Genomic DNA, 13,613 nt, shown 5'->3' with positions numbered 1-13,613 from the left:
CTTTACCGACTCTCGACGGGTTCGGATTGGCTCTGAACTGCGGTGATGCGTCGTGTAGATGTCCGTGACGGTTCTGCGCCGCCCGCCAAGACGGCTTCGATGTTGTCCGCATGGAAGCACAGGGCCGCGCTGAACGCCTCGCTCGCCGGGTGAAGATCGAAGTGGGCGGCCAGTGCCTCCTCGACAGGCTCATCGCACTCATCAAGGAACTGCTCGACAGGAGTACCGGCAGCTCCTCAAAGCCCGTCAGCCTGCCTGAAGTTCCTGCACCATCTGCTCCGCCGTCTTCCGCGCGGGGCCAGTCGGGGGTCCTCGGGACCAGAGTAGGGACCAAGGATTTTCGCGGCGACGAACAGCGTCATCAGCTTGCCGTCCCGGCTCGCCAGATCGTTGCACCGCTCTCTGCGGACGCGGTCGGCCAGGGCCGGGACGGCAAGGGAGGCCGCCCACAGATTTGCCGCATCCAGGCCGCGCGGGGCCATGCCCCAGTCCTCCCAGTCGAACACGCAGAACACCGGCGCCGTCACATTCGCCCAGTTGAGGTCCGCATGGGCCGGACGCCAATCGGTCACCGCCGTATCGACGCCGGGAAAGGCACTGCGGATCGTTCCCGTGACCAGTTCCTGCGTGAGGGTCTCGGCATCCGGCGTTGCGATCCGGTTCGTGTGCTGCGCGGCGAGGGCCTCCAGCGAAGCATTCAGCGAAGCCCATCACTCCTCAGTCAGTCTCGGGTCCTCTGCCACCACGGCGCTCCCCACTGGAGCACCCGGCAGCAGTCCCGTCTCGTCCCCCCGCCACATCACTGGCTCCACCTCGTCCCGCCACGCAACACCAGCGAGCCAGGCCGGCTTCACGATCCCTCGCAGGGCCTCCGCGGACGCGGTGCCATCCCCGCCCTGAACTCCGATCCGGTCGAGCCCACGCCGCTCGATGCGCACCCACGTATCGCGGCCCGTACGAGCCCCCACAGACCGCCGCTTACGCACCACAGTCTCGCGATCGAGTCGCACCCCCAGTATTCGCTCCGCACGATCCAGTACGGCCTCCACAGGCTCTTTACGCAGATCCACCGAACGCAGCGTCATACGCCAGAACGTACCAAGCCCCAGCCGCAGCAGTGCGCCCTTCAGACGTCGTAGGACAACGTCAACAAGCTGTGCGTTGGCAGCCTCGGCCCTGCGGGTGGATTACCGCAGTTGCGCGGCGCGGGCTGCATTGAGGGCGGGGTCCAGTAAGTACCGGCCTCACTACAGAGGTTCGAGGTGCAAGGCGTGGTTTGGCCCCTCTGTGCGTCGCTCGCGCCGCCACATTCCGGGGTGATCTCCCTCGCGATACTCGTGTGCATTGAGAGTGATTTGACGGCCCCATGGATGATGAGGACCTTCTCCTGTGTTTGCTGCCGCCGATGCGGTTCCTGGCGAGATCGACGAACTGGATCAGGAGCAACGTGAAGCCCTGGATGCGTGTGTCATCGCAGCGATGACGTGGTGCGCCCCGGAAGGCGACGTGCGCGCTCGCGTTCGACTGCTGATGGAGTGCCACGGCCGTTATATGCGTGCGTGCGGCGTTTTCGGCGAGGCGGCGTCGTTCCCCGAATTCCTGGATCGACTACGCCGTGCCCCGGTCGGAGAATTGCTGCCCAGTCCGGGCTCGTGGTCGCAGATCTACGACGAACGCCTGTTGGAGGACGACGGCACGGCCACCGCAGTCTTGATCCGGCTGGTGATGGAAGCCTCGGAGAAGGCGCAAGACGTGCCCGGAATGGGTGCTGACCTACGGCATGTGCATAGCGTGCTACGAGCGTTGGGCAAACTGACGGTGGGCACCAGGTTGTCGCGCATCACCGCTGAGGCGGTGCAGCACGCGGTGTTCCGCGCCCTGCTGGATGCCGGGTTCGTCGCCTACACGCAGGGGCGCGAAACCTTGATCCTCAGCCCCGCGATGGCGCGGCGTGCCCTTGCCCGGCATACGCACCTGGTGGATCTCGGGGTGTACACGGCCATCTCGCCGATGCGTCAGTTTGCTGGCTGGTGGGCTCCATGTCCGCTCTGTCGTTGGACCATGCGTGCTATCCCCAAGGGCCGCTATGCAGCCGAGCTTCTCTGCGAGGACGTGCGCCATGTCGAGCGTGGCGCCCGGTTCAGGATGTCATCGCGGGATGGTCAGTGGCGGCTTGAGCCGTGCGGCGGCGAGATCCGCGATGCCCCGGACCTGCTGCCGGTTGAAGGGCACGTCGCCCTGTCCTACGGCTTGTGGCAGTGGATCGTCGTCCCGGGCCTGCTGGAGATCGAGCTGAAGGATCTCGCCGAAGCGGCCGGCGCGGAGGTACGGCTGTGGCCCTATGGCGACAGCTACGACCTGCACATCACCAAGAACGGTGTCACCTGGCGCGTTGATGTGAAGACATGGGCGGATCCGCAGGGCATCGCAGAGCAGATGCGCGACGATCCAGAGGGTTGCTCGGGGCTGATCCTGGTCATCCCCGAACACCTCAGCGGATACACCGGGGTACTCGCACGCGTTCTGGGGCCGCTCGGCGCCCGGGTGATCACCGATCTGGCGCTGATCAACGAAGTGATTGCGGCATGAGCCGGGTTCTGGCTGCTGCACTGGCCCTAGCCGAGCAGTACTTCCCTGCGAAGGACACCGAAGGGCGGGCGGTAGTCCGGATCGAAGACGCGCATGTCCTGCTGTCGGGTCAGGTGGCGCAGGTATGGCCGCAATGGGATCACCTCCCGTACGAGGAGCAGCAGCGTATCGGCCGGGTCGTGGCACAGCGGTCACGTGCTGAGGCCGATCTGTCCTCCCTGCAGCGACGTGTCCGCAAGGGATTCGACCAGCAGTGGGAAGACCCTGTCGTCCACCGCTATGCACCGGGTGCCCGCGACGGCTGGCGGATGGTAGAGGTCTATCCGCGGCACGGTCAGCACCCTCTGGACTCGGCGGACCGGCTCTTGGAGCTGCAGGAACGCCCCGTGCGGATCGAGGTGGCCACCGGAGGCGGCTGGGTGGCGGAGAGCCGCCGGGGGCCCGTCCAGCTCGCTTTCGACACACTCAAGGTGGGTTATGCACCGCCCGTGGTGACGACGGTGGACACCACGGGGCCCATTCCGGTCGACCCGAACCTATTGGGCTGGCTCACGCGCACGACGGATGAGGCCATGGAGGGGCCTGCCTTCCGCGAGCACCAGGTCGGCCTTCTGCTGAGCGGCACGATGGGGTCGGGAACAAAGCCGCCCGCCTCCGCGGTCCTGATGGATCCGGGCCCGATGCGACATCTCAGTGCGCCGACCGGCGTGGGCAAGAACGTCTTCGCCCGCGCCCAGGCCAAGCAACTGGCCCGTGAGGGCTACACCGTTGCTCTTCTCGTCAGCGACAACACCGACGTCTTCGGCGAGGTGGAGACGCTGCGCCGCGAGCTGAAGGCGTTGAAGCTCGATGTGTCGGTCACGCCCCTGATCGCACCGGGGAGCCGGCATGAGTTCACCCTGCAGACCGCGCACAAGGCGGTCGACGACCAGACCGCTCTGTCGCAGATGCCGGAGGACCTCGTGGAGCGGCTGTCCGAGTCCGGTTACGGGTGCGCGGTCACAGCGCAGATGGACGGACCGGACGGCTTCGGTGACGGTCAAGAGCCGTGCACGAGCCTGCGCCACACGGATCCCGACGGCCCGAAGGGGGCATCGCTGTGCCCCTATGTGAACCGGTGTGACAAGTTTTCTCATGTCCGCGCTGCGTGCTCCGCTCAGATCGTTGTGACGACGCATGCCTGTTTTCAGCGCGGAATGGTCAAGATCCCTCTTCTGGTCGACGGCGAACTGCGTCGACAGGTCAGCGTTCGGGAGCTGCTGTTGCGCCGCGCGCATCTGGTGGTCATCGACGAGGTCGACGCCTATCAGTCCCGTGGCTTCGATGCCTCGCAGAGCCTGACCCTTGCGTCCGTCAGCGATCCGAACACGGCCCTGCGGAAGGTCCGCGACAATCTCCACCGCGCTCCCTCGCGGCTGCGTGTGGAGTCACGAGGCCCGCTGACTAGAGCTGTGTGGCTCGCCGAGCAGCTCCTCGATCTGGCCAGCAGCGGGGAGATCTGCACGGAGATCGGGCAGGCTCGCGCGCTGGCGGCCGGAAAAGATCCTCGCCGGATGCGTCAGGTCCTGAGAGACCGGCGCCGTTGGTACCAGCCGCACCGGTGGGACCGGGAACTCCTGGACAACCTGATCGGCGTCGACACCGAGGAGAGCGCCACCGAGGAACAGATGGACCATCTCCAGGCCCTGCTGCCCCCGGTTGCCGCCCGGCCCGAGGATCGCGTCTTCCCTGCGGTCCTACCGCAGAGGCTGCGGCCCATCCCCCACCTGCTGGAGCGGATGCTGAGCCTCGACGAGAGCGGGCTGTGGGAACTCGACACGATCAAAGAGGAGCTGCGGGCGGTCGTCGACAAGGCCGTCATGCAGCTTGCCCGGGACCGCGTGCCCCAGCCGGAACCTCGGGAGGCGGGCGAAGCGTCGGCGGCAGACGGCACCGCGAACCGCAGTGAGGACCAGGAACCACAGCAGCCACCGGAGCTGACGCCTGGCCTCGCGGGCGGCGTCTTCCACGCCGTGATGATGAAGGCGTGGCTCACCGCGCTCAACCACACGGTGTTCGACCTTGCCGACCGCGCGGGGGAACTCGCCGGCCACGCCATTGACGGAGCGTCCGTGCTTGCTGACACGGTCGGTCATCGCGACACCGGAAACGTGGTGCCGTTCGGGCCGCTGGGACAGCAGATCAGCGGCTTCCGGTTCGAGGGTCTCGATGACCCCACAACCAAACCGCGCCTGCTCATGGAAGTCCTGCGCAGCGACCCGCACACCGAGACCGCCTTCCTGGGCGACATCGTGTCTCTGGCCCTCGCTGGCCACCGCCGGGTTGTGCTGGGGATGTCGGCCACTGGGTACCTTCCGCGGGCCGCCCGCACCCATCTGCTGGCCGAGCCGCAGTGGGCTATGCCCGACGCGCAGCGCGGAGGGCTCAGCATCTTCCGCAGTACGCCCATGGTCGACAATCGCAGCCTGGCCGTGGGCAGCACGCCCTTTCACGAGCGCGACGAACGCGTTGCCGCGCTCGCCGGTGGGTACGCACCAACCCTCATCAGCGACCTTCAGCGCCTCGCAGGCGACATGGCCACCGCCCACCGAGCCCGCGCCTTGATCGCCGTCAACTCCTACAGGCAGGCCCGCCTGTTCGCGACGGCCCTGTACGAAGCCGCCCTCGCGCTGGGGCACAGGTTGAAGATCTTCGTGGCCACCCCCGACACGGACGACCCCGACCTACCGGCGGTTCCCGACGCCATCACCGTGGTCACCCGCGATCAGTTCTCCCAGCTCGCCGACTGCGGCGGCGACGTGCTCATCTCACCGCTCCCGCGCACCGAGCGAGGTCTGAACATCCTCACCACGGCCCCCTCGGGCAAATGCGAATCCGCCATCACGCTCATCGCTCTCGCCATCCGCCCCGTCATGCCCGTCGATGAACCGGCTGCCCTGTCCGCCAGCATCGCCGCCTGTGCCTGGCGCTCCACGCCCGACTACGGCACTCCCGCCGCGCGCCTTGCCGCCGTCCGCAAGACAGCCCGCGCCCGCCTCCGGACCATTCTTGCCGCCCCCAAGCGCTTCACGGCACTCCCCGAAGACCTGCGCAGCGAACTGATCGCCACTGTCCTCGGCCAATGCATCCAACTGGCCGGCCGCGGCCGACGTGGTCAGACCCACGTCGAACTGCACCTCATCGACGGAGCCTTCCACGACACCACCTGGGGAACGGACCTGCCGACTCTCGTGCGCGAGCTGTACGAGAGCTACACCCCCCAGGAACTCGCCGGAACCGGCCGCACCTACGGGTACACCGCCGAGGAGCTCCTCGACTACGCCCAGGCCCCACACCTGCTCACCGGGTTGCGCAAGGGGTACCCAGACCACTTCGGAGTAGCCGCATGACCCTGTGTCCCCCCGGAGACGAACACCGCAAGCGCGCCGGCCTGCTGCAGTACCGCACCCACCCGGCGGTCCTGGGCACCGTCTTCGCCTACCGCCCCGGCCCCGCCGCACTCGGCCTGTGGCACGACGTGTGCCGCGCCTACAAAGACCGTGTGGGTGACAAGAAGCAGGACGTCCAGCCGCCGTACCGAGCCCTCGAAGCCATCCTGCGTGCCGTGCTGGGCACCTGGGCGCGCTGGGACGTCAGCAACGGACAGGCGCAGCTCCTCACCGCGGCCGAGATGGCCGACGAAGACCGCCGTGACGTCTTTGCCTACTGGGGCGAAGCCTTCCTCCCCGACGGGCCCGGGTACCAAGCTGTCCTGCAGCTGGCCGACTTGATCGCAGCAGCACCAGCCCTGCCCTACCCCGCCCTTCCCCGCTCCGTGGCCGGACGGCGCACCCTGACCTGGTGGCCCGGTGAACTGGCCCGCTGGCGCCTGGCAGAAGACTTGGCCGCCATCGATTGGAACCTCGGAGGCAAGGAGCCGACCCGCTTCGTGCTGTGCACCGACGGGACACTCGCTGCCATCGGCCACGAACTGACCAGCGCACCGGACGCGGAGGGTCGGCTGCACCGCCTCCTGCCGCGTATCAAGATCGGAACCGCAGCCGCGGGGCACTCCGCCCGGCATGCCGTCACCGTCAACGCCGTCACCACGCTCTTGGCCAACCGCTGGTACGGCGTCGCCACGGTCCTGCTTTCCAACCCCGACCAGCCCCTCGCCGTGTCCGCCCACACCGATGGGCCACCCTGGAAACGGCGCCTGAACGTGCCCGCCGTAGCGGCCAGTCGACGTCTGGCCGGACTGCAGCGCCTAACTCGCCGGGTGCCGCCGTTCCCCGACGCTCTGGAGGAGAGTTCCATCGCGGCCGGGACAGCACTCGGCGCTGTCCGGGCCGTAGCTCCCGAGAGCATCACCACACCCGGCCTGGGCCGCGGCCACGGAATAGAGATGTTCCGCCGGATCGAGTCCCACATCGACCAGCACTGCGAGGCATACCGGGATCAGACCCCCGTCTACATCGAGGTGCCGGGTCTGTCGGTTCCCACGACGAAGACCGGCGTGCGCACCAGCGGACCGATCCTGCCCGAGCACCTTCCTGCCGCCATGGACGCCGCAGGCATCGACCGGCTCCTCGTTGTGGTGCTCTACCACGAAGACGAAGTCCGCTCCCGCGTCCAACAAGAGATCGCACGCCAGTGGCACCTGGGCGACGACTTCGTTGCCTTTGATGGCACCGTGAAAGACAACGTCATCCCCGACCGTGTAGACGTGCTCTTCCTGGAGGACAAGGGCGGCGCCCTCGTACACGGGCCGGCCACCGCAGAGCGCCGTCAGCAACAACTCGACGAACTTCTGGCACCGTTCCGGCAAGAAGGACGAGTCATCGCCGCCGTCTGCGAGACGGAGCGGGACCCCAACCGGAAGTACCCCACGCCAGAGCAGAAGAAGAAAGCGGAGGCCGAGGACGGCAAGTGGCCGTCCAAAGCAGCACTCGCCAGGCTCGGGGTCAGTTCGCAGTACATCAAACAGGCTCCCCCTCCGGTGCCCACGGTCAAGAAGAACGGAGAGCCGTGCAAGCCGTACTTCATCGAACGAGAGACCAAAGCGCGCGAGGGCGGCCTGGCCAACTCGACGGAGAACGCCGTCCGCGACCTATTCCGCGGGCTTGGTGTCATCGACCACCGACTCGGCACCGCGTTCGGGAAGATTCCGCTCCCTGACTACTGGCATATCGGCATCCACGTCCGACGGCACGCCCAGCCCCGCCAGTACGGGCAGCGGAACACCAAACCCGCCCCGCTCACCATCGTGTTCACAGCCATGCGGCCCGTTGGCGGTGCGACCGAGCCATGGACCACGTGGGCCTATTCACCCATCACCTCGCAATGGGAGCCCTACCGCAAGACCCGACTTGCCGTTCACTCCACTGACCTCGGACTGGACGTCTCCAGCTTCCCCACCATCGGAGATGAAAGCCATCAGGCATCGGCAGCAGCACAGATCACCGAAGCCGCGCTCCTGGCCGCACGGACCCAGCTGCCTCAAGCCGCCCCTATGGTCATCTACGTCAATGGCGATACCAGCGAGCCCACTTGGGCCGGTCTCCGAGACGAAAACCTGGGCCAGCAGCCACCCGTAGATCTACCCAGGCCCGCTTCATGGCTCCCCGGCCATGGCCTTCCCCGAACCCAACGCCCCCTTGCCATCGTCCGCACCATCACGGACATCGAACGCATCGGAAGGCCGACCGGCGGCTACGTCTGGGGCAAGAATGGAAAGTGGGAGCGGACGAAAACCACTGAGAGCCCATTCCAGCTCGTGTCCGACGACGGATCGAGCTACCTCCCCGACTTCCTCCTCACCACCGTGCCGCAACCCTGGGCCGCCGGTCCCCCCGGCCGCTTCGGATCGGAGTACTCACGATTCGCGCCGGAAGCTGCCCAGCGGCAAGGCAAGAACGGATACGCGCACACAGCCGTACGTCTCACGGTGATTCCCACCGCGGACAACGCCGATGTGGATCTGATCGGCAAGGGAGGCATAGTCCTCATCAACCAGGGTGTCAGCTGGGACGGCCGACAAACCGAACCCTCGCCCTCCCGGTTGGCGAAACAGATCGATACTAACCACCCCTACTACCGGCGTAGTTGCGATGAACCAGAAGCGCTCATCGCGGTGCCGGACGTTGCCAACGCCTAACGCGTTGGCGGGCCGGTGATACCACCGTCGCCCGCAACCAGTCCGGAAACAGGAGCGCGGCACTATAGCGGCGGATCCCCGGTTACCGAAACCGGGGATCCGCCGAATACTTGTAGCTCCACCGCCACTCCCGATCCGTCGCGTCGAAAGGAAACACCACGACAGCAACCCACAACGCCGCGGCCCCGCCTCGCACGACCGCACCGGCCGCCGGCGCGCTACGCCGCGGCGTAGCTGAGGCGAAACAGGTCCTGGGCGCGCTCCAAGTCCCGCTCTGTGCGCAGCTGCAGCTCCAGATCGCCGGTGCCGTGGTGGCCGAGCCCCGTCACGTCCCGGGTGAAGCCCGAAACGAGGTCGACCTCCTTGGGGTCCGCCTTGATGTAGACGAGGAGTTTGGTCTGCTGCGGCGGGCAGACGCAGGCAAAGTTCCGAAGCCGCTGGTAGGCGGCGTAGCTTGCGCTGGACTCGGGTGACGCCTTCACCGAGGCTGATCAGAGTCTCGTCGACGGCCGCGGCCAGGTCAGCCATCGCACCGCCCTGCTGCCGAACCAGCGACGCCCCGGGCGCACGGCGGCGCACCCGCTTGTCCTCGGCCGAGTGACCCGTGACCGAGGCCACCGTCTCAAGACCAAAGAGGTCCCTGCCGAAGTACCGGTAGCGGACCAGGTCGATCGAGTGCCGGTGCTCGCGTACGGCGTGTGCGTCGTAGCGAGTGAAGTCGCCGGCCACGCAGATCAGCCGGGGTGCGCTCCACAGGATCTGGGACGCAGCCGTCATACCGAGCCGGTCGCGGACCAGGCCCCGGAAGGCGTCCTTGTGGCTCATCAGCCAGGCCATATAGAAGAGGCCCTGGTTGATGACCCCGGCATCAGTGCCGCGCTTGTACTCCACGATCACGGGCGCACCGTTCTCGTCGAGCCCCAGCGAGTCGATCCGCCCGCCGTCGACGCAGTCGATGACGTACTCGCTCGCGAGGAACGTGACGCCCAGCATCGTCTCCATGTGTGCCTCGACGAGGTCCTGCACATGTGCCTCGACAGCAGCAAGACGCGGCATGACCTCACTCACGCCGCCTGTCATGTTGAACAGCTTCAGCCCCACTACTCCCCCCAGCACACCATCGCAATGACAGCGATCAAGGTCAGCGGGCCTAGGAATATTTCCGCTGCCAAAACCGTCTTGAAAGGACTCGACAGCCACACATGGACATACAGACCAGCACGAGCCACGATGCCCGGTTCAGCCCCACGCATATCCGTGTCACCTGGGCAGGGACGGGGAGTGTCGAGGATGCGTCCAAGGCATTCGGGTTCTCTCGATCCAAGGGCTACACCCTGGTCCGTCAGGGAATGTTCCCCTGCCGTGTGCTGCGCATCGGCCGCAGTACACGGGTCGTCACCGCTTCGCTGCTCCGGGTCCTCGAAAGTGGCGAGCCCGAGTACACCGGCATCAGCATCGGCAGCTGACGTTCAGGACGGGTACCAGATTCCGTTGCCAGATACCCGCATGTCTTCCAGCCACGTCTGCAGCGCGGCTCGGTTCACCTCTGCGACCTGATAGCTCCTCGTGTGGACGACCTCCCGCGCCCCCGGCGACCAGTCGGCTGTCGCAACGAGCAAGCCCTGCTGCGCCCCTTCCCACACAACGTCGGCAGCCAGGGATTTCACCACCACCTTGTCGATCTCTCGTCTCACGCGCTTGCACTGAATGAGCATCGTGGGCGGCGAGGCACCAGCAGACGGAGAATCTTCCCAGACTCGAATATCCACGCCGTTGTCATTTCTGCCGGGCCCGATCTCTACCCGAAAACCTTGCCGGTCAAAGTACTCAGCGACAAGCCCTTCGAACTTTCTCCAGTGAATCGCCCCGATGGCCTCATAGTTGGCGGCCAGGTAGTTGACGAAACGCTGATCAAAGAACTTTCCGTACGAGGCCATCACCGACTCCGACGAGAATAGTTCTGCCAGGTCGAGGATGCGTTCCCACCGGTGTCGCACACCCAACACAATGGGGCTGCGCGCCGCCCCATGCCGCATCTCATCGACGACGACCGCAACAGCGGCAGCGAAGGCCCGCCCGTGGAGACGTAGGGCCTCCGCCACGCACTCAGATGCGTCCACGTCCCTTATCCCGTACTCAAGTTGCGGGATGTGCACGGCGTCGAGGTACCGGCCTTGACGGTAATCGTCAACAAGGTCGGACCCGGCGCCCGGCATCCCGCACTCCTTGGACGCCACCCCTGGCCTGACAATACGCTCCATCATGAAGGCAATGGCCCGCACCGCCAGTTCCCCGTCTCCGACTCCTTCGCGGACACGCGCGATCACTCCACCGCCAGCAGAAATCGCGCCACGCAAACCGAGACGCTCAAGCGCACGGCGCCCGAAGACTTCATTCACCTGCTTGTAGTCAGAGATTGGGAAGTCCTGCATCGCCTCACGGACGATGCGGGCCAGCTCATCTTCCGTAACGGCTAACCCAAGCCGAATTCCAACGAGTTCCCCAAGCCATTCGAGCAGCGACCGATCGCTCGACCAGTCCCGGGCCGCACACTTGGAACACATCCCCACCCTTCTCGCCTCGGCGTGCCAACGTCGCCGGATGCTCGCACTCCATCGCTGCATCCTGCCTGCACTCCCAGATCGATGGATCACGGTTGCCAGGACATCACGAGCTGAGCCCGGGCGGGCCGTCTCATCCCAAGGCCACTGTGCACAACTGCGCCCCCAACCGTGAGCGTTCCGCAACGATCAGTCCGCCCTCTGACACATAGCGCTCTGCCCAGATAGCCCGCTCGGTCCGCCGGGCTGTCAGCCGTTCTCCCTGCGAGCTACGATCACAAGTGGCCGGTTCTGGCAGGATCGTTGGCGTCTGCCAGCTTCCCTCCATCGGAGGCCCAACGTCATGCAACTGCCGCCCGTGGACCACCGTCGGATACAGACAGCTGTCATCGGTAGCAGCGAATCAGACCTGGCAATCATCCTCCCAATGGAGGCAGAGGAGCTGACGCGATGGCGCCAACGCCATCCTCAGTACACCTATTGGTGCGGCACCCTGCTTGGCGGGTGCGGAGAACCACTGACCGACCGGCTCTACCACTCGAAGGTCTGCCACTTCGCACACCATCCCCATCACACCTGCACGCGGACCGCCAACGGCGAGGACAGTGCCGACCATCTCTTCATGAAGCGGGCTCTGCACAGCTGGATGAGCAGTCACGGGCTCACAGCGACCGTAAAGATGCCAGGTAACACCACCACCCCTGGTGAGTCGATCGACGTCGACCCCCAGGGCATACCGCGGCGGCTGCGCTTCCGCCTGCGGCCCGACCACAACGGCTCGTGGGGTCCAGCACCTGGCCAGGCAGGAGCACCGGGACAGCAGGAGTCCGACTGGATCTTCGGGCTAGGAGGCACGGTGCCCAATGCGTTCTGGAACGACTCCGGGTACGTCTTCCGTATCCGCTTCGAGACCAAGGGAGCCGGGCGATGCCCCTATCTCGGAGTGCAACAACGCGGTCAAGCGACCGAATGGACTCCGTTCTCAGACGCGGTCCTGACCCCCGACGGGCTCGCTACGCCGGCAGTCGAGGAGATCCGAGCCGCCCGCCGACGGTCAGCTGCCGGCAGCAAGACGCACAGCGGGAAGGAACGATCGCCTGCAGCACCGTCATCGCCCGTCCGCCGCCTGAGCCGGGACGAACTGATCGTCGCGCTTCGAGATGCTTTGGAGCTCGACGCCCGCTGGGCAACCAAGCCGACCCTGAAACATCTCGGGCAGACGATCGGCGTGGACTTCGCCCGATACGACGACGCGGACCTCGTCGATCTCCTCACCGAGGTCGACATGCCTTTCCCTGCACGCGATCCAGTGCTGTCCGCCCTCATACGCACGGACACGGGTGCTCCCCTGCGGCGGGCCCAGATCCACAAGACGCACCGGGAGGTCATCGCGGAGAGGGCCGCGAGGGACCACGCGGCCCTCAAGCCGCTGCCATCGGTCCCGTATCTGGTGGCCGAACGGCAGCTGCGTCACGTCGGCAAGGACTGCCTGGTCGCCTTCGACGGGAACCTCTACTCCGTGCCGGCCCGGCGAGTCCGTGCTCGTCAGCTGGTCGAGGTTCGGGCAACGAAGTCCCAAGTCATGCTGCATGGCACCCTCGCCGACATCCATGGCAGCACACTGCTGGCCGCCCATCCCCGGGCGGTCGGCCGCGGTGCCCGTGTCGTCGATGAGATGCACTGGGACGGCCTGCCCACCGGAAAGAACCGCCGGACCACCACCGGCGACATCCCCATCCAGCCTCGGCAAGAGCGGCCGCGGGGGGAGGAGACCGGCCCGTTGCAGGCCCTGCTGAACCGGGCCGCAGCCACCCGGATCGAGGTCGGGCGCCGACCGTTGTCGGTCTATGACGAGCTGACCGGAACTCGCCCCTTCACCACCCATCGAGCGACGAAGGAACCGTCTTGAGCGAGCTGACCGGCAACCGCATCCGCACCACGGCCGGCAAGCTCGGCCTGCCCCACCTCGCGGAAACCATCAACGAGTTCACCCGCCGGGCGGACGAGGCGAAGATGGGCTACCTCGACTTCCTCGACCTGGTCCTCTCCGAGGAACTGGCCGTCCGCGACGACCGCCGATTCCGGCAAGGTCTGCGGCTCTCCAGGCTGCCGCACCACAAGACGCTCGACGAGTACGACTTCTCGTTCCAGCCCGACCTCGACCCGCGCAAGGTCAAGGACCTGGCCACCCTCTCGTTCGTCGAGGCCAAGGCGAACGCCGCCCTCCTGGGCCCGCCCGTTATCAACGGGGCCTGAGCCCCTCTCTTCTCTGTCTTCAACGAGCGTCACCGTGAGCGTTCTGCGTCGTTGATGCATTGCTATCAACG

Annotated in this window: 6 protein-coding genes and 3 pseudogenes; 6 read left to right on the top strand and 3 right to left on the bottom strand. The window is 66.4% G+C overall.

Annotated elements, in window-relative coordinates; genetic code table 11:
* Window positions 1-246: 246 nt before the first annotated feature.
* Window positions 247-1,085 (bottom strand): annotated as a pseudogene (locus ACFWDI_RS33735) (hypothetical protein).
* A 304-nt stretch (window positions 1,086-1,389) separates the two neighbouring features.
* Between ACFWDI_RS33735 and ACFWDI_RS33730 the strand changes: the two are divergent.
* Genes ACFWDI_RS33730 through ACFWDI_RS33720 form a run of 3 tightly spaced genes read left to right on the top strand, consistent with a single transcriptional unit; the run spans window position 1,390 to window position 8,725 of the window.
* A complete protein-coding gene (locus ACFWDI_RS33730) occupies window positions 1,390-2,589 on the top strand; it encodes a hypothetical protein (RefSeq protein WP_385309911.1) in 1,200 nt (399 codons plus the stop codon).
* On the top strand, window positions 2,586-5,978 hold the full coding sequence (locus ACFWDI_RS33725; RefSeq protein ID WP_385309909.1) for a hypothetical protein: 3,393 nt from the start codon (window positions 2,586-2,588) through the stop codon (window positions 5,976-5,978). Before ACFWDI_RS33730 ends, ACFWDI_RS33725 begins: the two co-directional genes overlap by 4 nt.
* Window positions 5,975-8,725 carry an RNaseH domain-containing protein gene (locus tag ACFWDI_RS33720; RefSeq protein ID WP_385309908.1) on the top strand — a complete coding sequence of 917 codons (2,751 nt, stop codon included), beginning with the start codon at window positions 5,975-5,977 and terminating at the stop codon, window positions 8,723-8,725. Before ACFWDI_RS33725 ends, ACFWDI_RS33720 begins: the two co-directional genes overlap by 4 nt.
* A 218-nt stretch (window positions 8,726-8,943) precedes the next feature.
* Here ACFWDI_RS33720 and ACFWDI_RS33715 read toward each other — a convergent pair.
* Window positions 8,944-9,781: pseudogene (locus ACFWDI_RS33715) on the bottom strand (transporter).
* 146 nt (window positions 9,782-9,927) lie between these two features.
* Here ACFWDI_RS33715 and ACFWDI_RS33710 point away from each other — a divergent pair.
* Complete coding sequence (locus ACFWDI_RS33710) at window positions 9,928-10,191, top strand: hypothetical protein (protein ID WP_385309906.1); 264 nt, start codon at window positions 9,928-9,930, stop codon at window positions 10,189-10,191.
* Between the two features lie 3 nt (window positions 10,192-10,194).
* On the opposite strand, the gene ACFWDI_RS33705 is transcribed toward ACFWDI_RS33710, so the two are convergent.
* Window positions 10,195-11,289: a restriction endonuclease gene (locus ACFWDI_RS33705; RefSeq protein WP_385309904.1), complete on the bottom strand. Its 1,095-nt coding sequence runs from the start codon at window positions 11,287-11,289 to the stop codon at window positions 10,195-10,197.
* A gap of 424 nt (window positions 11,290-11,713) precedes the next feature.
* On the opposite strand from ACFWDI_RS33705, the gene ACFWDI_RS33700 reads away from it, so the two are divergent.
* The gene (locus ACFWDI_RS33700; protein WP_385309903.1) at window positions 11,714-13,195 is read left to right on the top strand and encodes a competence protein CoiA family protein; all 1,482 of its coding nucleotides are present in this window, start codon (window positions 11,714-11,716) and stop codon (window positions 13,193-13,195) included.
* Window positions 13,192-13,524 (top strand): annotated as a pseudogene (locus tag ACFWDI_RS33695) (ATP-binding protein); the annotation flags it as partial. The gene ACFWDI_RS33700 and the pseudogene ACFWDI_RS33695, both read left to right, overlap by 4 nt.
* Between the last annotated feature and the right edge of the window lie 89 nt (window positions 13,525-13,613).

It is taken from the genome of Streptomyces sp. NPDC060064 (assembly GCF_042736455.1).
Taxonomy (GTDB): domain Bacteria; phylum Actinomycetota; class Actinomycetes; order Streptomycetales; family Streptomycetaceae; genus Streptomyces.
This window is presented reverse-complemented; position numbering and strand designations above follow the sequence as displayed.